The 20,411-nt window shown below is 69.4% G+C and carries 25 protein-coding genes and 1 riboswitch; of the genes, 9 read left to right on the forward strand and 16 right to left on the reverse strand.

The genetic code is table 11. The features are described from left to right. Positions 1-88: 88 nt before the first annotated feature. Positions 89-598, forward strand: coding sequence for a pyridoxamine 5'-phosphate oxidase family protein (locus C8E96_RS10450; protein ID WP_091379675.1), 510 nt, complete (start codon positions 89-91; stop codon positions 596-598). A gap of 260 nt (positions 599-858) precedes the next feature. Here the strand turns inward: C8E96_RS10450 and C8E96_RS10455 are convergent, their stop codons facing one another. Beyond that, the gene (locus C8E96_RS10455) at positions 859-1,662 is read right to left on the reverse strand and encodes an SGNH/GDSL hydrolase family protein (RefSeq protein WP_091379672.1); all 804 of its coding nucleotides are present in this window, start codon (positions 1,660-1,662) and stop codon (positions 859-861) included. A gap of 194 nt (positions 1,663-1,856) precedes the next feature. Here C8E96_RS10455 and C8E96_RS10460 point away from each other — a divergent pair, with 194 nt between their 5' ends. Continuing rightward, complete coding sequence (locus C8E96_RS10460; RefSeq protein WP_091379670.1) at positions 1,857-2,495, forward strand: DUF3159 domain-containing protein; 639 nt, start codon at positions 1,857-1,859, stop codon at positions 2,493-2,495. Here the strand turns inward: C8E96_RS10460 and C8E96_RS10465 are convergent. The 3 genes from C8E96_RS10465 to C8E96_RS10475 form a co-directional block, all read right to left on the reverse strand. Next, complete coding sequence (locus C8E96_RS10465; protein WP_091379667.1) at positions 2,492-3,430, reverse strand: N-acetylglucosamine kinase; 939 nt, start codon at positions 3,428-3,430, stop codon at positions 2,492-2,494. The genes C8E96_RS10460 and C8E96_RS10465 overlap by 4 nt on opposite strands. A 66-nt stretch (positions 3,431-3,496) precedes the next feature. After that, positions 3,497-3,946: a winged helix-turn-helix transcriptional regulator gene (locus C8E96_RS10470; RefSeq protein ID WP_091379664.1), complete on the reverse strand. Its 450-nt coding sequence runs from the start codon at positions 3,944-3,946 to the stop codon at positions 3,497-3,499. 53 nt (positions 3,947-3,999) lie between these two features. After that, the gene (locus tag C8E96_RS10475; protein WP_091379660.1) at positions 4,000-5,022 is read right to left on the reverse strand and encodes an SIS domain-containing protein; all 1,023 of its coding nucleotides are present in this window, start codon (positions 5,020-5,022) and stop codon (positions 4,000-4,002) included. A gap of 137 nt (positions 5,023-5,159) precedes the next feature. Here C8E96_RS10475 and C8E96_RS10480 point away from each other — a divergent pair, with 137 nt between their 5' ends. Continuing rightward, positions 5,160-5,912, forward strand: a complete 753-nt coding sequence (locus C8E96_RS10480; RefSeq protein WP_091379655.1) for a GntR family transcriptional regulator — start codon at positions 5,160-5,162, stop codon at positions 5,910-5,912. Then, positions 5,909-7,384: an MFS transporter gene (locus C8E96_RS10485; protein WP_091379651.1), complete on the forward strand. Its 1,476-nt coding sequence runs from the start codon at positions 5,909-5,911 to the stop codon at positions 7,382-7,384. The genes C8E96_RS10480 and C8E96_RS10485 overlap by 4 nt, the downstream gene beginning before the upstream one ends. 4 nt (positions 7,385-7,388) lie before the next feature. Here C8E96_RS10485 and C8E96_RS10490 read toward each other — a convergent pair whose 3' ends face one another. The 3 genes from C8E96_RS10490 to C8E96_RS10500 form a co-directional block, all read right to left on the reverse strand. Beyond that, the gene (locus C8E96_RS10490; RefSeq protein ID WP_133794337.1) at positions 7,389-7,706 is read right to left on the reverse strand and encodes a hypothetical protein; all 318 of its coding nucleotides are present in this window, start codon (positions 7,704-7,706) and stop codon (positions 7,389-7,391) included. Positions 7,707-7,850: 144 nt separating this feature from the next. Beyond that, positions 7,851-8,528, reverse strand: a complete 678-nt coding sequence (locus tag C8E96_RS10495; protein WP_091379645.1) for a hypothetical protein — start codon at positions 8,526-8,528, stop codon at positions 7,851-7,853. A gap of 36 nt (positions 8,529-8,564) precedes the next feature. Next, complete coding sequence (locus tag C8E96_RS10500) at positions 8,565-9,185, reverse strand: metallopeptidase domain-containing protein (protein ID WP_091379642.1); 621 nt, start codon at positions 9,183-9,185, stop codon at positions 8,565-8,567. Positions 9,186-9,290: 105 nt separating this feature from the next. On the opposite strand from C8E96_RS10500, the gene C8E96_RS10505 reads away from it, so the two are divergent. Beyond that, on the forward strand, positions 9,291-10,112 hold the full coding sequence (locus C8E96_RS10505) for an AfsR/SARP family transcriptional regulator (protein ID WP_166657942.1): 822 nt from the start codon (positions 9,291-9,293) through the stop codon (positions 10,110-10,112). On the opposite strand, the gene C8E96_RS10510 is transcribed toward C8E96_RS10505, so the two are convergent. The 6 genes from C8E96_RS10510 to thiE form a co-directional block, all read right to left on the reverse strand. Then, positions 10,102-11,055 carry a threonine ammonia-lyase gene (locus C8E96_RS10510; protein ID WP_091379634.1) on the reverse strand — a complete coding sequence of 318 codons (954 nt, stop codon included), beginning with the start codon at positions 11,053-11,055 and terminating at the stop codon, positions 10,102-10,104. The genes C8E96_RS10505 and C8E96_RS10510 overlap by 11 nt on opposite strands. A gap of 165 nt (positions 11,056-11,220) precedes the next feature. Then, positions 11,221-11,628, reverse strand: a complete 408-nt coding sequence (locus C8E96_RS10515; protein WP_166657943.1) for an Imm1 family immunity protein — start codon at positions 11,626-11,628, stop codon at positions 11,221-11,223. Beyond that, positions 11,619-12,344, reverse strand: coding sequence for a DddA-like double-stranded DNA deaminase toxin (locus tag C8E96_RS10520; RefSeq protein WP_091379626.1), 726 nt, complete (start codon positions 12,342-12,344; stop codon positions 11,619-11,621). Before C8E96_RS10520 ends, C8E96_RS10515 begins: the two co-directional genes overlap by 10 nt. A gap of 19 nt (positions 12,345-12,363) precedes the next feature. Further along, on the reverse strand, positions 12,364-12,612 hold the full coding sequence (locus C8E96_RS10525; RefSeq protein ID WP_324187100.1) for a DUF397 domain-containing protein: 249 nt from the start codon (positions 12,610-12,612) through the stop codon (positions 12,364-12,366). Further along, positions 12,509-13,408 (reverse strand): helix-turn-helix domain-containing protein, encoded by a 900-nt coding sequence (locus C8E96_RS10530; RefSeq protein ID WP_091379619.1) that lies wholly within the window; start codon positions 13,406-13,408, stop codon positions 12,509-12,511. The genes C8E96_RS10525 and C8E96_RS10530 overlap by 104 nt, the downstream gene beginning before the upstream one ends. Positions 13,409-13,579: 171 nt before the next feature. Next, positions 13,580-14,239 carry a thiamine phosphate synthase gene (gene thiE, locus C8E96_RS10535; protein ID WP_091379616.1) on the reverse strand — a complete coding sequence of 220 codons (660 nt, stop codon included), beginning with the start codon at positions 14,237-14,239 and terminating at the stop codon, positions 13,580-13,582. 28 nt (positions 14,240-14,267) lie between these two features. Then, positions 14,268-14,374: riboswitch (TPP riboswitch) on the forward strand. A gap of 3 nt (positions 14,375-14,377) precedes the next feature. Here thiE and thiO point away from each other — a divergent pair. Genes thiO through C8E96_RS10555 form a run of 4 tightly spaced genes read left to right on the forward strand, consistent with a single transcriptional unit; the run spans position 14,378 to position 16,923 of the window. Then, entirely contained in the window at positions 14,378-15,493 is a 1,116-nt protein-coding gene (gene thiO / locus C8E96_RS10540) for a glycine oxidase ThiO (RefSeq protein WP_091380512.1), read from the forward strand. Then, a complete protein-coding gene (gene thiS, locus C8E96_RS10545; RefSeq protein WP_091379613.1) occupies positions 15,490-15,690 on the forward strand; it encodes a sulfur carrier protein ThiS in 201 nt (66 codons plus the stop codon). The genes thiO and thiS overlap by 4 nt, the downstream gene beginning before the upstream one ends. A gap of 1 nt (position 15,691) precedes the next feature. Next, a complete protein-coding gene (gene thiG, locus C8E96_RS10550; protein ID WP_091379609.1) occupies positions 15,692-16,447 on the forward strand; it encodes a thiazole synthase in 756 nt (251 codons plus the stop codon). A gap of 29 nt (positions 16,448-16,476) precedes the next feature. Next, entirely contained in the window at positions 16,477-16,923 is a 447-nt protein-coding gene (locus C8E96_RS10555) for a MarR family winged helix-turn-helix transcriptional regulator (RefSeq protein ID WP_091379606.1), read from the forward strand. Here the strand turns inward: C8E96_RS10555 and C8E96_RS10560 are convergent. From C8E96_RS10560 to thiC, 3 genes are read right to left on the reverse strand one after another with little or no spacing between them, the layout of a single operon-like run. Then, positions 16,920-17,729, reverse strand: coding sequence for an ion transporter (locus C8E96_RS10560; RefSeq protein WP_091379602.1), 810 nt, complete (start codon positions 17,727-17,729; stop codon positions 16,920-16,922). The two genes, C8E96_RS10555 and C8E96_RS10560, sit on opposite strands and share 4 nt — an antisense overlap. A gap of 9 nt (positions 17,730-17,738) precedes the next feature. Beyond that, positions 17,739-18,572: a bifunctional hydroxymethylpyrimidine kinase/phosphomethylpyrimidine kinase gene (gene thiD / locus C8E96_RS10565; RefSeq protein WP_091379598.1), complete on the reverse strand. Its 834-nt coding sequence runs from the start codon at positions 18,570-18,572 to the stop codon at positions 17,739-17,741. Beyond that, on the reverse strand, positions 18,569-20,224 hold the full coding sequence (gene thiC, locus C8E96_RS10570; RefSeq protein ID WP_091380509.1) for a phosphomethylpyrimidine synthase ThiC: 1,656 nt from the start codon (positions 20,222-20,224) through the stop codon (positions 18,569-18,571). The genes thiD and thiC overlap by 4 nt, the downstream gene beginning before the upstream one ends. Between the last annotated feature and the right edge of the window lie 187 nt (positions 20,225-20,411).

Below are 20,411 nucleotides of genomic sequence, written 5' to 3' on the forward strand. Positions count from 1 at the left end.
CCCCCACTCAGGGGTTGCTCTGTCCGCGTGACATGACATCACTCGGCGGCATCTCGGTAGGATCCCCGGCCATGATCGAGGTCGCCGCGTGCCGCTGACGAACCCCTGGCTGGCCGAGCCCACACCGACCGGCAAACTCGACCGCGAACAGCTCGACGAGCGCATCCTCAACCTGCTGTCGTCACAGAACATGTGCGTGCTCGCAACCGCTGGGCCGGACGGGCCGCTGGCCACCCCGGTGCGTTATTACCCGCTCGGCTTCGCGGTGCTGTTCACTGCCGCGCGGCGCTCGCCGAAGCTGCGGAACATCGCCGCCGACCCACGCGTGTCGGTCGGTGTCTTCGCGCCATTGGTCGGGGCGGCGAGCAGCCGTGGCGCTCAACTGTTCGGCACCGCGCGGGTGCTCGACCCGGACCACCCCGACCGCGCCCACTACTGGGAGGCGTTCAGGTGGGAGAACGAGCACGCGGAACGCGGCAGGCCGTTGTCCGAGCCGCCACGCGACACGCTCGTGGTCATCGAGGCGGATCGGATCGTCTATACCGAGCACTGGCTGAGTCGTGAGGGCTTCGCGCCACGCCAGTTCTGGCGCCGTTGAGAACGCGTTCGCCCGTCTTGGCGGACAACCAGCCCCGCGTTTAGCGAGGATTTAGCGGGCCTGATCGAGTCGCCGGCAGGGTTGCCCGCGGCGCCCAGTCAGGTGCCATTGGGCTGCGCGGCTTGGGGGTGCGCGGCCCGGACGTACCGGCCGGCGCTCCTGGGGGGAGAGAGCCGGCCGGTCGTTTGTCCGGGTAAGGGTCTAGGTCCAGTCCTGTAAGTCCGGCACACGGTATTCGCACCGGACTTACAGGACAGGACCTAGACGTTGGCCGCGTGGTCGTCGCCCCGGTACGGGCGGGACTCGCGGTAGGGGCGCAGTTCCCGGTGCTTCGGCGCGAGGCCGTCGCCCATCGACTCGCCCATGATCTGCCTGCGGATCCACGGGATCAGGTGCGTCGTGGTCCACGCGAGGTCGGCCTGCCGCGAGTGCAGCCACGGCTTGGGCTCCTCCGGCGGCAGCGGCTCACGCCAGTCGTCGTCCGTTCGCACCGACAGGGCCTCCGCGACCCGCAGGGCGATGCGCCGGTGGCCGTCGCTCGAGAAGTGCAGCCGGTCGTCGCACCAGGAGCGGCGGTCGTGGAGGACCTTCATGGACCACAGGTCGACCAGGATCGCGCCGTGGCGCTCGGCGATCGCGTGCAGGTGTCCGTTGTAGATCGCGACCTTGCCGCGCACCCGGCGCAGCAGCGGCTGCACCTGCGGGTCGGGTCCGGTGAACATCACGACCGTGCACCCCGCCGCCCGCAGTTCGATGACGGCTTCCTCGAACAGCGCCGCCACGTTGTCGGCGTCGCGGCCGGGGGTGATCAGGTCGTTCCCGCCGCCGCACAGGGTCACCAGATCCGGGCGCGTGCGCACCGCGATCGGCACCTGTTCGTCGATGATCTCCTGGAGCATCTTCCCGCGCAGCGCCAGATTGGCGTACTGGAAGCCCGGACTCTGCTCCGCCATCATCGCCGCCAGGCGGTCCGCCCAGCCCACGAAGTGGCCGTCCGGACCCTCGTCACTCATCCCCTCGGTGAAGCTGTCACCGATCGCGACCCAACTCGTCCACCCGTGCACAGCCGTCCCCCTCCCGCCGAGAGCCGATCTATCTCCCACCCCGATCAAACGCCCAGAATGCCGTGGCATTCCCGACCTACGCCACCGTCGGTTACCGAAGCGTAGAATCAGTCACCGCTGGTGACCACTCATTTCCTGTCCGATATCCCGAGTTAGGGCTACCTAACAGATTCGGCGTACGGCAGGCTGTACGCGTGGCCGCCTCTTCCGACACCCTCGCCGACCTGCTCGGCGGGCGTCGGGGCGCGGTCGACGCCACCGTACCGCCTTTGGCCTTCCTGTTCGGCTGGTTGCTGACGGATCACCACATCGGTTGGGGCGCGGGCGCGGCCGTCGCCGCTGCCAGTGCTTTGTGCGCCTATCGGCTGATCACTGGGGCGAAAATCACAGCCGCGCTGGGCGGTCTCGCCGCGATCATCGCCGCCGCACTCGTCGTCCTCTACACCGGCCGCGCCGAGGACTTCTTCCTGCTGCGGCTGCTCGTCAACATCGCCAGCGGGCTCGCCTGGGCGGTGTCCATCCTGATCCGCTGGCCGCTGCTCGGGGTGGTCGTCGGCGCGATCCTCGGGCAGCGGGCGCGCTGGCGGCGCGACCCGGACCTGCTGCGCGCGTACGGCCGGGCGAGTTGGGTGTGGGTCTTCGGCCAGTACGGCGTCCGCACCCTGGTCTTCGGCGCGCTCTGGCTCTCGGGCAACGCCCTCGCGCTCGGCATCGCGCAGGTGGCGCTGTCCTGGCCGCTCGTCGGAGTCGTCGTCGCGGCCAGCGCGGTCATCCTGCGCCGCTCGCTGCCCGACGATCACCCCGGCCTACGCCACCCGCGTATCCCCGCCTAAACCACCGTCACGCCGCCACACGGGTGCGGCACGCCCGCCCCGAACGCCGCGCGCGCCGCCAACCAGCCCGCCCCCGCGACCCCGTCCTTCGCGGTCCGCACGTCGTAGCCGTCCAGGATCGCGCGAAGCCGCGCCCCGATAGGCGTGTCCGGCCCCGCCACCGTTCCGACCAGCACGATCGGACCGCCGGACCACGCCTGCTCCGCCTGCGACGCCAAGGCCCGAGCCGCCCGTTCGATGATGTCGGCGGCCTCCGGATCGCCCGCGTGCAGGCTGACCAGCGGCGCGAACCGGGCCAGCCGCACCGGGGCGTCCGCGTTCACCGCCCTGATCAACCGGGCGAAAGCGTTGTCCGGCCCGCCGATCGCGAGATCGAGAACAGCCGACGCCAGGGGCCCGAGCCGGTCGCCCCGCTGCACCGCCTGAATCGTCGTCCGAACCGCTTCCCGCCCGATCCAGAACGCTGAACCCTCGTCGCCGAGCAGCCACCCCCAGCCGCCGACCGTCGAGGCGTGCCTGCGGTCGGTGATCCGCATCGCGATGGAGCCCGTGCCCGCGATCAGGACAGTCCCATTCGGGTCGGCCGTCCCCGCCGCGAACGCGACCTCCGCGTCGGACAGCACCGTCGCCTGCGTGTGCACGCCCGCCGCGGCCAGTGCCGACCGGAACTCCTCGGCGACCACCGGATCACTCAGTCCCGACGCGCCCGCCATCCCCAGCACGCACGAGACGGCCGTGTGCGAGCCGACCGCCGCCGCGACCGCCGCGCCGATGTTGGCCGCCGCCACCGCCGGTGGGTGCGAATTCGGGTTTCCACCACCGGATTCGCCTCGGCCGACCACTTCGCCGGACGCGGTCACGGCCACCGCCCGAGTCGCCGTGCCACCGGCGTCGACACCTACCGCGACCTCGCCCACCGCATCCTCCTCCGTCATGATTACGCCGTTCGGCGTAACATGGTGATCGCCCGCTCCGTTCAACCCCCTCGACGGAGCGGGCTTTCACTTGTCCTGGGCCGGTTCCAAACTCACTCGCCGATCACTCAGCTCGCCACCGCAGTGCGCGCAGCCGGCAACGGCGTGCGTCGGCCTGCCGCAGTCGCGATGGCGCACCACCATCGGCGGCTCGCCCGGCTCACCCAGCCACCGGTCGCCCCACCCGATGATCGACGCGAGCACCGGAAAGAAGTCGTGGCCCATCTCGGTCAGCACGTACTCGTAGCGCACCGGCCGGTCCTGGTAGCGAACCCGCTCGAGCACGCCCGCGCCGGTCAGCCGGTCGAGCCGCTCGGTCAGGGTGTTGCGGGCGATGCCCAGCTCAGCCTGGAAGCGGTCGAACCGGCGGGTGCCCAGGAAGGCCTCCCGCAGCACCAGCAGCGTCCACTGGTCACCCAGCAGATCCATGGTCCGCGCGACCGAGCAGGGCCACCGAGCGAACGACGTCCTACGCATTTTCGAAGTGTAAAGAGTTGCGCAATAAGACCCCGCTGGTCGCGTGCCCCGCCTTATCGAGTTTTGGTGATCTTGGATAGGCCGCGTGGGTGGTCCGGGTCGCGCCCGCGCGCGAGCGAGAGTTCGAGGGCCAGCCGTTGCAGCGGCAGGATCTCGATGATCGGCGCGACCTCCTCAGCCGTGCGCGGCAGCGCGATCGCCGACCCGAACGCCGACCCGACCGTGGTGATATCCGCCCCGCTGCGCCGGACGACGTCGATCACCTCGGCCATCGCGTCGCCGCCCGCGCCGACGCTGGTGATCGCCAGGACCGACGTCTCGCTGTCCAGCGCCGCGATCGGGCCGTGCAGCAGGTCTGCGCCGCTGTAGGCGCGGGCTGACACATAGCTGGTCTCGGCGAGCTTGAGCGCGGCCTCCGCCGCCGTCGCCGAGGAGAACCCGCGGCCGGTGCACACCACCCAGTCGGCGAACCGCATCCGGGCGACCGCCGCTTCGACGCCCTCAGCGGCGAGGGCGCGCGCGGCGATCTCATCGATGCCGTGGGCCGCCACACCGTCCTGGCCGCGGATCGCGTCGACGAGCAGGTAGAGCGTCAGCAGGGTCGCCGAGTAGGTCTTGGTCGCCGCGACCGCGAGTTCCGGGCCCGCGCCGACGTCGACGGAGAACTCCGCGGCCTCGTTCAGCGGCGAGTCCGCCGTGTTGGTCACCGCGACGGTGAGCGCTCCCCGCGCGCGAGCGGCGAGCGTGGCCTCCACGAGATCCGGGGAGCCGCCGCTCTGGCTGACCGTCACGTAGAGCACGTCCGTGAGATCCGGCTCCGCGCGATACAACGTCGTGGTCGAGGGCGACACCAAGCCCGCGGGCAGCTTGAGCAGCACTTCTGTCAGGTATTTCGCGTAGAGCGCGGCGTGGTCGCTGGACCCGCGCGCGGCGAACAACGCGAACCTGGGCCGCCGCGCGGCGATCAGCGAGCCCACCTTCGCGACGTCGCCGCGGCGGGACATGACGCCCGCGAAGACCGCGGGCTGCTGATCTATCTCCGCCCGCATCGACTCGCCCGGTCGGTGTTCCGTCATCCGCCATCCCTTCGCTAAGGTCTAGACCAATCGTAGAGAAATGGACTCCCGAGGGCAATCCCGCGGGTGCGAGAGCGGGAACGACGTGCGACAGGGCATCCTGTAGGCGGGCTGTACAGCGGGTAGTGGGAGGACACATGTTGGAGATGTCCGAGGCCGAGGGGCGGGACACTGTCGCGCGGGTGCAGCGGGAGCCGAAGTACTGGGGGCTCAAGCGGCACCTGCTTGACCTGCTGAACTCGATGCCGCCCGGATCGCCCATCCCCACCGAGCGGTCGCTGGCCACCGAGTTCGACGTCTCCCGCACCACGGTCCGCCAGGCGCTCGCTGAGCTGACCGTCGAAGGCCGCCTGCTGCGCGTCCAGGGCAAGGGCACGTTCGCCGCCGAGCCCAAGGTCGCGCAGCGGCTGCAGCTGTCCTCCTACACCGAGGACATGCGCGCCCAGGGCCGCGAGCCGTCGTCGAAGCTGCTGGAGGTCTCCGAGATCGCCGCGGAGGCCGACCTGGCCCGGCTGCTCAACATCCGCGCGGGCGCCAAGGTGCTGCGGCTCTACCGGCTGCGTCTGGCCGACGGCGAGCCGATGGCCATCGAGTCCACCCACCTGCCGCTGGGCCGGTTCCGGGGTCTGCGCCGGTACGTAGCCGATGGCGGCTCGCTCTACCAGGTGCTGCGCGAGCGGTTCGGCGTCGAGATGGGCCACGCGGAGGAGACCATCGAGACGGCGCTGGCGGGCCCGCACGAGGCGGACCTGCTCGGCGCCGACGTGGGGATGCCCATGCTGCTGCTCTCACGGCACTCGTTCGACACCGACGAACAGCCGGTGGAGTGGGTGCGGTCGATCTATCGGGGCGACCGCTACAAGTTCGTGGCGACGCTCAATCGCCCGTGATCACCGACGTCCGCTGGGGCACCCCGGCCGCCCGCGGGGTGATCGCCACGACGATCCTCGGCTCCGGCATGGCGATGCTGGACGGCACGATCGTCAACGTCGCGCTGCCGCGCATCGGAGATGAACTCGACGCCTCGGTCGCCGGCCTGCAGTGGATTCTCGACGGCTACCTGCTGGCGCTGGCCTCGCTGATCCTGGTCGCGGGCGCGCTGGGGGACCGCTTCGGCAGGCGGCGGGTGTTCCTCATCGGCGTCGTCTGGTTCGGCGCCGCCTCTGTCCTGTGTGGACTCGCGCAGACCACGGAGATGCTGGTCGCCGCCCGGGTGCTCCAAGGTGTCGGTGGCGCGTTGCTGACACCGGGGTCGCTGGCGATCCTGCAGTCGGTGTTCCACCGCGAGGACCGCGCCCGCGCGATCGGCGCGTGGTCCGGTCTCGGCGGGATCGCGGCGGCGGCGGGTCCGCTGGTCGGCGGGCTGCTGGTGCAGGCCTGGTCGTGGCGGCTGGCGTTCCTGATCAACGTCCCGGTCGCGGTGTACTGCGTGTGGATGGCGCTGCGGTTCGTCCCCGAGACCCGCGACGAGGAGTCCGCGGGCCCGATCGACCTGTTCGGGTCCGCCCTGGGTGCGCTTGGCCTGGCGGGCGTCACCGCCGCGCTGGTCGAGGCGCCGGTCCGGGGTCTGGACTGGTTGGTGCTCAGCGCGGGAATCATCGGGTTCGCCGCCCTCGCGGCGTTCGTCCAGCGACAGCGGCGCGGCCACGACCCGCTGGTGCCGCCCGCACTCTTCGCCGACCGGACCTTCGTGATCGCCAACGGCCTCACGCTCGCGGTCTATGCCGCGCTCGGCGGTGTCTTCATGCTCATGGGGCTGCAGCTGCAGATCTCGCTGGGCTACTCACCGGTGGCCGCGGGCGTCGCGGGCGTGCCGATCACCATCGTGATGCTCCTGCTGTCCTCCCGGTTCGGCGCGCTGGCCTCGAAGCACGGCCCGCGGTGGTTCCTGGTCAGCGGCCCGATGCTGGTCGCCGCCGCGACCCTGCTGCTGATGCGGGTCGAGCCGGGGGCGAGCTACCTCGGCGCCGTGCTGCCCGCGGTGACCCTCTTCGGGCTCGGTCTCGCGGTTGTCGTGGCCCCGGTTACCGCGACCGTGCTCGCCGCCGCGCCGGACCGATACGCCGGTGTCGCGTCGGGCGTGAACAACGCCGTCGCGCGAACCGCCGGCTTGCTCGCTGTCGCCGTGTTGCCTGCTGCTGCCGGACTCACGGGCGCCGCCTACGCCGACCCGGTCGCGCTCACCGCGGCCTGGCGGACGGCCCTGCTGATCTGCGCGGGCCTGACCGTCGTCGGCGGCCTGCTCGCCCTAGGGGTCCGGGGGAATGTGCTGGCCGTGGAGGAACACGCCCCCGATTGCCCGCACCCGGGCGACTGCATGTCCTGCTCGGTCGACGCGCCGCCCACCCACATCAAGCCCTGAGGCGTCAGAGCCGCTGTTCGGTCAGCACCAGGTTCAGGTTGGCGGCCTCAAGGGGGACCAAGCTGAGCCATTCCTCGTCGCCGCGGCTGTCCATGGCCAGGTCGGGCTCGGTGTTCCAGCGGATCTCCTCACGCGGGACGAGCCCACGGCAGGAGAGTCCCTCCTGGGCGCAGGAGAACGTGACGAACCCGGCGGGGGACTCCAGGACCAGGGTCCCCGGCAGCGGGATCGTGCCGTCCGCGGACACGGTGGCCAACTGCCACAGCCCGGTCACGGTGACGCCGAGCAAGGCCCGCGCAGAGGAGAGCTGGGGTTGTCCCACCGTGCACCTCCTGCTGCTCCGCCACTTCATGCTCGGGCTTCCGCAATGATCCATGCCGGCGCCACTCCGGCAGGGGTCAATGCAGGTTCTTGAAGCCGTGCGGCCGCCGCCGGGGGATGCCCGGCGACGGCCGTCTCAGCGTGCTCAGCCCACCGCGTTGCGGACCCGCTCACGCAGCTGGCTCATCGACTTGATCTCGGTCCACTGGCCTTCGAGTTCCTCGATGCCGCCGAGCAGCTTCCCGCCGTCCTCGAAGACGATGCCCAGGACGTCCGGGATCATCAGCTTCGCGCCCTGCGGCAGGCCCTTGCCCGCGTTGCGGGACTTGGCCTTCCCGTCGTCCTCACGCAGGAACAGCATCACCGGCGTGCCTGCGGGGATCGACTGGCGCCACTTGTCCAGCGAGTTGACCGGCGTGCCCGTGGCGTCGTTGTAGCGGCCGCCCTGCCACAGCTCGACGTAGACGAAGCCGTCCTTGACCCGGTCGGCGCCCTTGAGCTTGTCGGTGACCTTCACCCGCAGCACGACGTTCATCAGCGCGTACGGGTCGGCCTCGCTGTCGAAGGTCTCGCGGCCCTGCTCGATCCCGTCGACCGTGCCCGCGACGATCGCGTGGTGGCGGTTGGACTTCACCAGCGCCTCCGGGGTGGCGGCCGGTTCGACGTCGTTGTCCGCGCCGCGCAGGACGCTCACGTCGAGGCCCGCCTGCTGCACGGCGGCCGCTGGTCTCGCGTCGGGTGAGCTGGTGGTGGACGCGCCGCATGCCGCGGTTCCGAGCGCGGCGGCCAGCAGGATCACCGGCCCGATCAGCCTTTTCTTCACTTCGGCTCCCTTGGTGGTCGTTGTAGGCATCGGCGATCAGAACCAGGCGTTGATGTGGTCGCGGTGGTGCGCGGTCCACGTGCGGGTCCACGCGGCCGACGACGTCCCGGTCCAGCCCGAGCGCTGGCAGCTGTCGTCATACGGCGACGGGTAGTGGTCCAGGCCGAGGGTGTGGCCGAGCTCGTGGCAGGCGGTCTTGCGCCACTGGTTGGCCTCGTAGGTCGAGCTCGCGTAGTGGTCGCGAACGAGTGCGCCGTTGATCTTCACGAAGTACCGGTCGCAGCGGGCCGGGGAGCTGCCCGCCCAGAACACCACGCACTGCGCCGACCCGATCCACGAGTCACTCGTGGTGCCCTCCTCGCGCCAGACGACGTCGGTCTGTCCGGCGCCGTCGAGATCGCAGGTCGCGTGGTACTGCCGGTCCGCGTCGGTCGCGTCGGTCATGTAGACCATCGCGTTGTACATCTGGGTCTTCACCGCGTCCGACGGGTCGATCACCGAATAGCAGTAGTTGTGGTAGCCCGTGTCCGGCCGGAAATTGCTGTTGAACGGCCAGGTGTCGGCTGAGGCCGTGCCTGCCGTGGCGACCGCGATGAGCGGCGCGACGATCACCGCCGCCCCTAAAAGCCGGGCGAGCCGCTTGAGTACCCGTCCCATTTGACCTCCAGTTTCCGAATACCGATGCGGGAGCCGCGTCGGGTTTTGACCCGTCGAACGGTTCCGGGGGGCGGTTGCGGAACGGTTGGAACAGGGGGAGGCCGAATGGAGTACCGAGTCCTTGGCGCTTTGGAGGCGTACGACGGGGGTCGTGTCGTGGAGCTGTCGCCGCGGTTGCGGGACCTGCTGGCGGTGCTGCTGAGCAGGGCGGGGGAGCCGGTGTCGGTGGGCCGGATCGCGGAGGCGATGTGGGGTTCGGCGCCGCCCAGATCGGCGGCTAAGACCACGCAGGTTTATATCCACCACCTCCGGCGCGCGCTGGGCGGGCGATTAGAGGTCGAACACCGAGGCGGTGGATACGTTCTCGCCGAACACAAGGACCTCGACGCCGAGCGGTTCGAGGACTTCTCAGCCCAGGGCTACACGGCCCTCGCCGAACACGACAACGACCGGGCCGCCCACCTGTTCCGCCGGGCGCTGTACCTGTGGCGCGGCCCGGCGTTCGACGGCCAGGAAGGCCTCCCGATCGTCCGCGAGGAGGCAGCGCGCCTGGACGCGTTGCGCCAGCGGGTGACCGAGGACCGGGTCGAGGCGGAGTTGGCCCTGGGCCACCACCGCGACCTGGTCGCCGAACTCATGGTCGCGGTGGCGGCCAACCCGCTGCGGGAGCGGCTGCGCGCGCAGCTGATGATCGCGCTGCACCGGTCGGGGCGGCGGGCGGAGGCGCTGGCGGTGTACCGCGAGGGCAGGCTGCTGCTAGCCCGGGAACTCGGCCTCGACCCGGGCGCCGACCTCCGCCGCGCCGAACACCTGATCCTGACCGACGCGGCCGAGGGGCTGACCATGCGGTGCCCGAACTGCCGCGCGTCGATCTCGTTGCGCCACAACGCTTCTCGGACAGCGCGCCGGTCGAGGATCAGCGGCTGAGCAGGTCGGCCAACAGGTCGGTGTCGATGTTGCCGCCGGAGACCACGGCCACCGTGCGCCCCTCGGGCAGTTCCTTCGCGCGATACAGGTACCCGGCGGTCGCGACGGCGCCGCTGGGCTCGGCGACCAGGTTCGACTTGTGCGCGAGGAGCGCGACGGTCTCGCGGATCTCGTCTTCGGAGACGGTGACGATGCCGTCGACGAAGGCCTGCTGGTGCGCGAAAGTCAGCGGCGACGGCTGCGAGCGCAGGCCGTCGGCGATGGTGCGGTTGCGGTCGTCCACCGACCACGAGACCAGCTCACCGGCCTGGAGACTGGCTGCCGTGTCGGCCGCCAGTTCGGGCTCCACGGCCCAGACCTGCGCCGTGGGCCGGAGCGCCTTGATCGCAGCCGCGACACCGGAGATCAGCCCACCGCCGCTCACCGGGACGAGAACGAGGTCGACGTCGGGTAGGTCCGCGATGATCTCCAGTCCGATCGTGCCCTGGCCCGCGATGACATCCGGGTGGTCGAACGGCGGGATCAACGCGGCACCCCGCTCGGCGACGATCTCGTCGGCGACCGCCTCCCGCTGCCCGATCTCGGAGAGGACCACCTCGGCCCCGTGCGCCCGGGTCGCGTCGACCTTGACCTGCGGAGTGTCCTTGGGCACGACAATCCACGCGTTGATCCCGAACATCTTCGCCGCGTAGGCCACGGCCTGGGCGTGGTTGCCGCTGGAGTAGGCGACGACGCCCTTGGCCCGCTGCTCGTCGGTGAGCTTCGCGATGGCGTTGTAGGCGCCCCGGATCTTGAAGGCGCCGATGGGCTGGAGGTTCTCCGGCTTGAGCCACAGGGGGCGGTCCGGGTCGGACCAGAGGCAGGTCAGCAGGGGTGTGCGGGTGGCGGCGCCGGCGATCCGGTCGGCGGCGGCGCGGATGTCGTCGATGGTCACGAGGTTCACGGGTCCAGTGTGCCTTGCCCGTGAATGTGAATTTCTGGGTAAAGGGTGCCGCCAAACGGACCTATTACCAGCAGTGAGCGCGCAATACCGTCACGTTATCGCCACTGGCGACGGACGTGAGGGCGCCCGTGGGCGAGCCGCCAACCCTGCTCGGCTCGCCCACACTCACGGCCGGATGATGGTGGGACGGCCGCCCGTCGCCATGAACTCCCGAAGCCCGCGCCGGACGTCGGCGAGAGGGACCTCGGTGTTGCCCGCGATCTCGCTGGCGCTGCCGACGTACACATAGGTGACAACGTCCTCGCGACTCTGGTCGCCTTGGGTCCAGCCACCGTCGGCGGCCATGTAGTAGATGAACCCACGTTCTTGGCCAAGACCGACATGCATCGCGGGCGAAGAGGGATTGCCGGCGACGCTCACCTCGATCATGGGGGGCGCGGAGTGGGCCTTGGTCTCCTCCAACACCCGATCCACGAACGCGTCAAGCTCGTCCGGAGTCGCGACGATGATCGCGGGATCACCTTCGCCAAGGTCGTTGGCGGTGTCCTGGTCGTACCAGATCTCTAGCGCCACCACGGTTTCTTGCCTCCGGTGAAGGTCTGCCTGTAGCCCGGACCGTGCACAGTCATGGAGTAGCCCTCGGGGAGGATAGCCGGCAACAGCACGTCACACCCGAAACGACCCGGACACGGTCGGTTGTTGATGACGACCTCCATATGTCGCCGCGACTCTCGAACCATTCGCGCGGCGAGTTTGATCTCGACGTGGGTCACGGCGACAGGCTCGGCGGGAACTGGAATCTCGGCTTCCTGCAATATCCGCCACGCCTCGGCCGAGTCACCGTCGCGCCCACTGACTGCTTCATGAATGCGACCCGCTTCGTCCACCCACCGCCCGTGCGTTTTCCTGCCGGTCGGATTCGGCTTGGGCACGGCAGGTGGCAGGGCACTGCCGAGTTCGGCGACCTTCTCGGGCGATAGCGCTGGGCTTGATGTCCCCACTGAAGAGCTGGTCACTGAGTGGGAGGTGATGCCTGCCCCGATGTCGGTCAGGTATTTCTCGACACGACCCCTCACGGACACGGCGACTGTGAGGACCTGTCGGAGTTGCTCTTCAGCGTCCTGCAGTTGGCTGACCGCGCCGGGGAGTTCAGGTGCGTGGCTGCCGTGGGCTGCTTGATCGAGCGCAGCCCGTGACTCCCCCAGCAGGCGAATGGCGTCATTGACGAGCGCGATGGGCAGGTCCGCGAGGGCCTTCCGAAGTGCGGCACCAAGCTCGGCGACAGACATTTCTGCCGCCTCCCGGGAGCTAGTCGCGAGCCAGATGCGTGATGAAGGTGGACCAGGTTTCGGTGGTCACGGTGACGGTCGGACCCGTGACGTTCTTGGAATCCCGGATTCCAGCGAGATCGAGATCGAGCGAGACCTCGACGCAGGAGCCTTCGGGAACATCGCTAAAGCTGCTCTTGCGCCACCTGGCTCGCGTCATCCCAGCTGCCTTCCGCCCGGTCGTACTCATCCGCCAGCTTGGCGAGGAGCACCCGGGATTCTCCCGCATCGAGTGCGAGGCCGGCTAGCTGCCGGTTGAGGGAGCGGTAGGCGCCGACATAGTCGAGGTCTTCCAGGAACAGGCCCCCAACAGGCCCGTCGAGGTAGGCGAGAGTTCGGTATTTGTGGAAGCCGAACAACTGGAACGGCCCGCCGAGCGAGGCTCGGTCGCGAGCCGATGCGGGCACGATCCGGATCGAGATGTTCCATTGGTCGGCGAGGAAGAGCATCGCGAGCAATTGCTCGGTCATGATCCGGTAGGTGCCGACCTCCAACCGCAACGCCCGCTCTTGGATGAAGAAGATGAACTTGGCTGGGTTGTTGCGAAACAGGATGCGCTGCCGCTCCATCCGCGCTTGCACCCGCGCCGCGCGGTGTTCCTCCGAGATGTCTGCGCGGGCGAACAAGGCGCGGGCGTAGGCCTCGGTCTGCAACAGACCAGGGATCAACTCCGGCTCATAGCTGACGGACTTGCTCGCGCTGCTCTCGTGAAAGATCAGTGATCGCAGCGAATCGCCCATCCATTGCCCGTGCGGGCACAGCCAGTACCCGCGATCATCGTTGGTCGCCCGGCAGGCGTCGATCAGTTTCCGCACGTCCTTGTAGTGGGCCCCGCAGGCCGCCATGTAGTGCACGACTTCGGTTTCCGTCGTCGTCCCGCGGTACCCGGTCTCCAGCCGGTGCAAGCAGGCCGTGGAGTACCCGAGCTTCGGGCTGAGTTGGCGCAGGGTCAGGCCCGCGGCCTCCCGGTATCCCCGCAGAAGATCGCCCAGCTCACGCGCGCCCGCTCGGTTCCTCGCTCCCATTGGACACACGCTAGGGAAACCACACGTCTCCGCGCGCTACTTCGCAGGGCAATCCACCCCATCGCGCTAGCTGTTTCACCCCGAGAGAATTTGAGAAAGACCGCCGTCGCCGCAGCGAAAATTGCAGCTGTCGACAGCAAAAGTTACGCCTAGGCGTAACTTTTGCTGTGTCTACCGTGCGGGGTTGTCGGTCAAACGGGTGACAAGCGCTTGCGCGGCGGCTTTCGGGTCTTCGGCCTCAGTGATCGCCCGGACGACCACCACCCGTGTCGCTCCAGCCGCAAGGACCTCCGGCAGTCGCTCGCCGTCGATGCCGCCGATGGCGAACCACGGGCGCTCCGGAGCCATCGCCGCGGTCGCGCGGACCAGGTCTAGGCCGGGGGCGGTTCGGCCGGGCTTGGTGGGGGTGGGCCAGCAGGGGCCGGTGCAGAAGTAGTCGACGCCCGGTTCGGACGACGCCGCTGTGGCCTGTGCCACATCGTGGGTCGAGCGGCCGATCACGACCTCGTCCCCGACGATGCGCCGAGCCAACGCGACCGGGATGTCGTCCTGACCCAGGTGCAGCACGTCCGCTTGGGCGGCCAACGCGACGTCCGCGCGGTCGTTCACCGACAACAGGGCGCCGCGGGCGGCGCAGACCTCCGCCAGCTCGGCCAACACACGCAGCTCGGGGCCTGCTTCTAGTGACTTGTCTCGCAGCTGGACGATGTCCACGCCACCCGCGATGGCCGCGTCGACGAACTTAGCGAGGTCCGGGCGGTTGGGAGTGCACAGGTAGAGGCGGGCTTCACTGAGCTTCCGCCTGATCTGGTCACCATCAAGTCCTGGCATGAAGCTGACCGTAGTGCGCTACGGTGAAGGCTGGTCGCACGGGAGTCCGGGTACGGGCTGAGAGGGAGCTGGATCGCTCCGACCGTCGAACCTGATCCGGGTCATGCCGGCGCAGGGAGCGTGATGGTGGTGGAAGACATGCGTGACGAGCGCGTCGCCGTTGTGGGCGGTGGCGTTATCGGGCTGTCCGTGGCCTGGCGGCTCGCCGAGTCCGGGTACCCGGTCGTCCTGATCGATCCCTCGCCGACTCGGGGGGCTTCCTGGGTTGCCGGTGGGATGTTGGCGCCGGTCACCGAGTCCTGGCCGGGCGAGGAAGACGTGCTCGCTCTCGGTGCCGAATCGCTTACGCAGTGGCCTGGGTTCGCCCAACAGCTACAGCCCTTCGGCGAGATCGGCCTGCGGACCGAGGGAACCCTCGCGCTGGCGCTGGACTCCGCGGACGTCGGCACGCTCGACGTCCTCGCCGACCACCTGCACAACCTGGGCCGTGAAGTCGACCGGCTCACCGGCAGGCAGGTCCGGGCGCTGGAGCCGACCGTCGGACCGAAAGTCCGAAGTGGAATCTCCGTGCCCGGCGATCTTGCCGTGGACAACAGAAACCTTCTCCTCGCCTTGCGGCAAGCCGCCATCGGGGCCGGGGTCCAGTTCGTGGCCGAGCGGGCGACGGCGGTCCGGCCAGGGATGGTGGAGCTCGGCGAGTCCTTTATGGACTGCTCGGTGGCGGTCATCGCCGCAGGCGCCTGGAGCACTGGACTGCACCCGGCCCTCGAATCCGTGACGCGCCCGGTGAAGGGCGAGATCCTGCGGCTGCGCACCCGGCACGGCACGCTTCCCTTGCCCACGCGGACAATTCGCGCGCACGTCGAGTCGCGGCCGGTCTACCTGGTTCCACGGGCCGACGGTGAACTCGTGCTCGGCGCGACCCAGCACGAGGTGGGCTACGACGAGGACGTGACCGTCGGCGGCGTCCGTGACCTGCTCTCCGACGCCGAACAAGTGTTGCCGGGCATCGCCGAGTACGCGCTCACCGAGTGCGCCGCAGGCTTGCGGGCGGGCAGCAAGGACAACCTGCCGCTCATCGGCTGGCTCGAACCCGGCGTGCTCGCCGCCACCGGACACCACCGCAACGGCCTGCTGCTGGCCCCGGCGACCGCCGCCGCGGTCCTCGCCATCCTGCGCGACGGCGCGGCCCCCGACTACGCACGGGCGGCCGACCCGTCCCGTTTCCGGACCACGCAAGGAAGGACGCGATGAGGATCGAGCTCAACGGCAGCCCCCGCGAGGTCGCCGACGGAACCACGATCGCCGACCTGCTCACCGCGCTCCAGTTGCCCGCCAACGGAATCGCGGTCGCGCTCGACGGCGAGGTGGTGCCCCGCGCCGACCATGCCCGGGCGCCGGTGTCCGAGGGCTCTGTCGTGGAGATCCTGACCGCTGTGCAGGGAGGCTGACATGGACGACCCATTGGTCATCGCCGACCGGGAGTACTCCTCCCGGCTGATCACCGGCACCGGCGGCGCCGCGAACCTCGCCGTGCTGGAGCGCGCGCTCGTCGCCTCGGGCACCGAGCTGACCACGGTTTCGCTGCGCCGGGTCGACACCGCTGGCGGGTCCGGTGTGCTGGAAGTGTTGCGGCGACTGGGAATCGACCCGCTGCCGAACACCGCGGGCTGCCGCACCGCCGCCGAAGCCGTGCTGACCGCCCGCCTGGCAAGGGAAGCGCTCGGCACGAACTGGATCAAACTCGAGGTCATCGCCGACGACAAGACCCTGCTGCCCGACCCGATCGACCTCCTCGACGCCGCGACCACCCTGGTCGACGACGGCTTCGTCGTGCTGCCCTACACCAACGACGACCCGGTTCTCGCCCTGCGGCTGGAGGAGGTCGGCTGCGCCGCGGTCATGCCGCTCGGGTCGCCGATCGGCACCGGCCTGGGCATCCGCAACCCGCACAACATCGAGCTGATCGTGGCCCGCGCCGGCGTGCCGGTGATCCTCGACGCGGGCATCGGCACCGCGTCGGACGCCGCGCTCGCCATGGAGCTGGGCTGCTCGGCGGTGCTGTTGGCGACCGCGGTCACCCGGGCCGCGGACCCCGAGAAGATGGCGACGGCGATGCGTTCCGCGGTCGTCGCGGGCCGCCTCGCCCGGCAGGCGGGCCGCATACCGCAGCGGTTCTGGGCGCAGGCATCGAGCCCTCCCCGATGAATCGCCGGTCGCGCGCGGCACAATGAGGTATGACATCGGACGCCGAGCAGACCGCGGGTGACGTTCCCGCGCGTCTCTACCTGGCCATCGGGCGACTGTCCCGGTCGCTGCGCCGGTCGGGCAGCCCCGGCCTCGGGCACGGCTCGATCTCCGCGCTGTCGACCCTGGTCGCCTGCGGTGAGCTCCGATTGGGCGACCTCGCGGGCAAGGAAGGCGTGGCCGCCCCCACCATGTCGCGGATCGTCGCGAGCCTGGTCGAGTCCGGCCTCGCCCGCCGCGAACCGGACGTCGCCGACCGGCGCGCGTTCCTGGTCCAGGCGACCGAGGAAGGCGAACGCGTCGTCTCCGGTGTCCGCTCGACGCGGGTCCACGAACTCGGCCGCAGGCTGGAACGGCTGCCCGCCGACCAGCTGGAACGCCTGGTCGCGGCCATCCCGGTCCTCGAAGCCCTGTTGGCCGAGGAACAGAAGCCCTAACGCTTCTCGGCGAGTGCCCGCATCGCGGTGACCTCTTCGCGCAGTGCCCGGATCTCGGTGAGCAGCAGCTGGTCGGACGCGGCCTGGGCGGCGGCGTTCTTTTCCTCCGCCTCCAGTACGTCCTCGGTCATCTCGTTCTCCATCCCGCCCACCACGACGGCGATGAACAGGTTGAGCACCGCGAAGCTCGACACGAGGATGTAGACGACGAAGAAGATCCACGCCATCGGCTGCTCTTTCATCAGCTCCCGGGCGATGTCCGGCCACGCCTCCCCGGTCATGACCTGGAACAGGGTGAACAGCGAGGTGCCGAGGTCGCCGAAGTTCTCCGGCTGGATCGAACCGAACATCTTGGTCGCCATCACCCCGGCGACGTAGAGCACCAGCGCCAGCAACGCCATGATCGACAGCAGTCCCGGGACCGACCGCAGCAGGCCGCTCACGACCCGCCGCATCGCGGGCACCATCGAGATCAGGCGCAGCATCCGCAGCACGCGCATGGCGCGCAGCACCGAGAACGGACCGCTCGTGGGCACCACCGCGATCCCGATGATGATCAGGTCGAAGACGTTCCACGGGTCGCGGAAGAACCGCCAGCCGAAGCCGTAGAGCCGCAACGTGAGTTCGATGACGAAGATGGCGAGCGCCGCGCGGTCCAGGAAAGTCAGGACGGTGCCGAACTGGCCGACCATCGCTCTCGAGGTCTCCAGGCCGAGTGTGACGGCGTTGAGGAGGATGACCGCGATGATGAACTGCTGGAACCGTCGGTGCGTGACGAGTACCCGGATGGCTTCGCGCGTGATCACTCGGACACCCTAAGGCGTCAGGAAATCACCGGCGTCGGGAAGCCGCCAGAGCGGCGAGACGGGCCCGACACCGCTGCCGAGCGGGTACGCCGCCCGCACCGACCGGGTGATGAAGTCCTTGCCCGCCTTGACCGCGCTCACCATGTCGTTGCCCTTGGCGAGCGCCGCGGTGATCGACGACGCCAGCGTGTCGCCGCTGCCGTGCGTGTGCTTGACGTCGTAGCGCGGGCCGATCAGCTCGATGAAGTCCGTGCCGTCGTAGAGCAGGTCCAGGCACTCGGCGTCGTCGTACATGTGCCCGCCCTTGACCAGCACCCACCGCGGGCCGAAGTCCGCCAACGCCTTCGCCGCGTCGCGTTGCTGCTCGCGGGTGCGGACGTCGAGGCCGGTCAGCAGTCGCACCTCGTCGAGGTTGGGCGTGATCAGGCTGGCCCGGGGGAACAGCTCGGTGCGGATCGCGTCGAGCGCTTCCCCGGCCAGCAGAGGGTTTCCGTGCATGGACGCGGCGACCGGGTCGATCACCAGCGGGATGCCGGACCGTCCGATGTGGACTCGGTCGCAGGCGGCGGCCACCGCGGAGATGATCTCCGCGGTGGCCAGCATGCCCGTCTTCGCCGCCTGCACGCCGATGTCGGCGGCGACCGCCTCGATCTGCGCGGCCACCACCTCCGGCGGGATGGTGTGGACTCCCGTGACGCCAAGGGAGTTCTGCACCGTCACCGCCGTGATCGCGGTCATCCCGTGGACCCCGCAGGCGAAGAACGTCCGCAGGTCGGCCTGGATGCCCGCGCCACCGCCGGAATCCGATCCGGCGATGGTCAGCGTGCGAGGCGGGGTGATCACTTGGTGTCCACCACCGGCAGGTACACCTGCTTGCCGTGGTCGACGAACTCGTTCGACATCTCCGCCATGCCCGCCTCGATGGCCTCCACAGAGGACAGACCGTGCTCCTCGGCGTACTTGCGCACGTCCTGGGTGATCTTCATCGAGCAGAACTTCGGGCCGCACATCGAGCAGAAGTGCGCCGTCTTGGCCGGTTCCGCGGGCAGCGTCTCGTCGTGGAACGAGCGCGCGGTGTCCGGGTCGAGCGAGAGGTTGAACTGGTCCTGCCAGCGGAACTCGAAGCGCGCCTTGGACAGCGCGTCGTCGCGTTCCTGGGCGCGTGGGTGGCCCTTGGCGAGGTCGGCGGCGTGCGCGGCGATCTTGTAGGTGATCACGCCGACCTTCACGTCGTCGCGGTTGGGCAGGCCCAGGTGCTCCTTCGGCGTGACGTAGCAGAGCATCGCGGTGCCCAGCCAGCCGATCTGCGCCGCGCCGATGGCGGAGGTGATGTGGTCGTACCCAGGTGCGATGTCCGTCGCGAGTGGACCGAGGGTGTAGAACGGCGCCTCGCCGCAGAGTTCCTCCTCGAGGCGGACGTTCTCGGCGATCTTGTGCATCGGCACGTGGCCGGGGCCCTCGATCATCACCTGGACGTCCTTGGCGCGCGCGATGTGCGTCAGCTCGCCCAGCGTGCGCAGCTCGGCGAACTGCGCCTCGTCGTTGGCGTCGGCGATCGAGCCGGGGCGCAGGCCGTCACCGAGGGAGAAGGTGACGTCGTACTCGCGCAGGATGTCGCAGAGTTCCTCGAAGTGCGTGTAAAGGAAGCTCTCCTTGTGGTGCGCCAGGCACCACGCGGCCATGATCGACCCGCCGCGCGAGACGATGCCGGTGACCCGCTTGGCCGTCAGCGGCACGTAGCGCAGCAGCACGCCCGCGTGCACGGTCATGTAGTCGACGCCCTGCTCGCACTGCTCGATCACCGTGTCGCGGTAGATTTCCCACGTGAGCTTGGACGGGTCGCTGTCGACCTTCTCCAGTGCCTGGTAGATCGGCACGGTGCCGATCGGCACCGGCGAGTTGCGCATGATCCACTCGCGGGTCTCGTGGATCCGCTTTCCGGTGGACAGGTCCATGATCGTGTCGGCGCCCCAGCGGGCGGCCCACACCATCTTGTCGACCTCGTCCTCGATCGACGACGACACCGCGGAGTTGCCGATGTTCGCGTTGATCTTGACCAGGAACTTTTTGCCGATGATCGCGGGCTCGGACTCGGGGTGCTTGCGGTTGACCGGGATGACCGCGCGGCCGATCGCCACCTCGTCGCGCACGAACTCGGGGGTCACGCCCTCACGTTCGGCGCAGAACCGCATCTCCTTGGTGATGATCCCGGCCTTGGCGTAGGCCAACTGGGTCACCGCGCCGTTCACCGGCTCGCGCTCGGCGATCCAGCTCTCCCGCAGCTTCTCCAGTCCATTGTGGACATCAATGGTGGCGTTGTCGTCGGTGTACGGGCCGGAGGTGTCGTACAGATCCACTTGCTCACCGTTGGTGAGGTCCACGCGTCGGATCGGAATGCGCAGGCCATCGCCCACGTCCCGGTAGGCCTTGTGCGACCCGATGATCGGGCCGGTGGTCACGGCGGGCCGCACGGAACGGTCGTCAAGAGCGGTCAACGGAAATCCTCCCTACGCCGGCATTACCCGGTCAGGTTCATCGGTCGGCGGCACCGGGTCCAAGACGTGGACACCAGCCGCCCTCTCAGCCCGCCATGGCGCGAGCTCCCGCGTTCTTTTGTGCAGTTGTCTACTCGAACCTAGTCGGCGGACGCGGCGTTGCCAACCGAGCACTAATCTTCCTCAC

It is taken from the genome of Actinokineospora alba (assembly GCF_004362515.1).
Taxonomy (GTDB): domain Bacteria; phylum Actinomycetota; class Actinomycetes; order Mycobacteriales; family Pseudonocardiaceae; genus Actinokineospora; species Actinokineospora alba.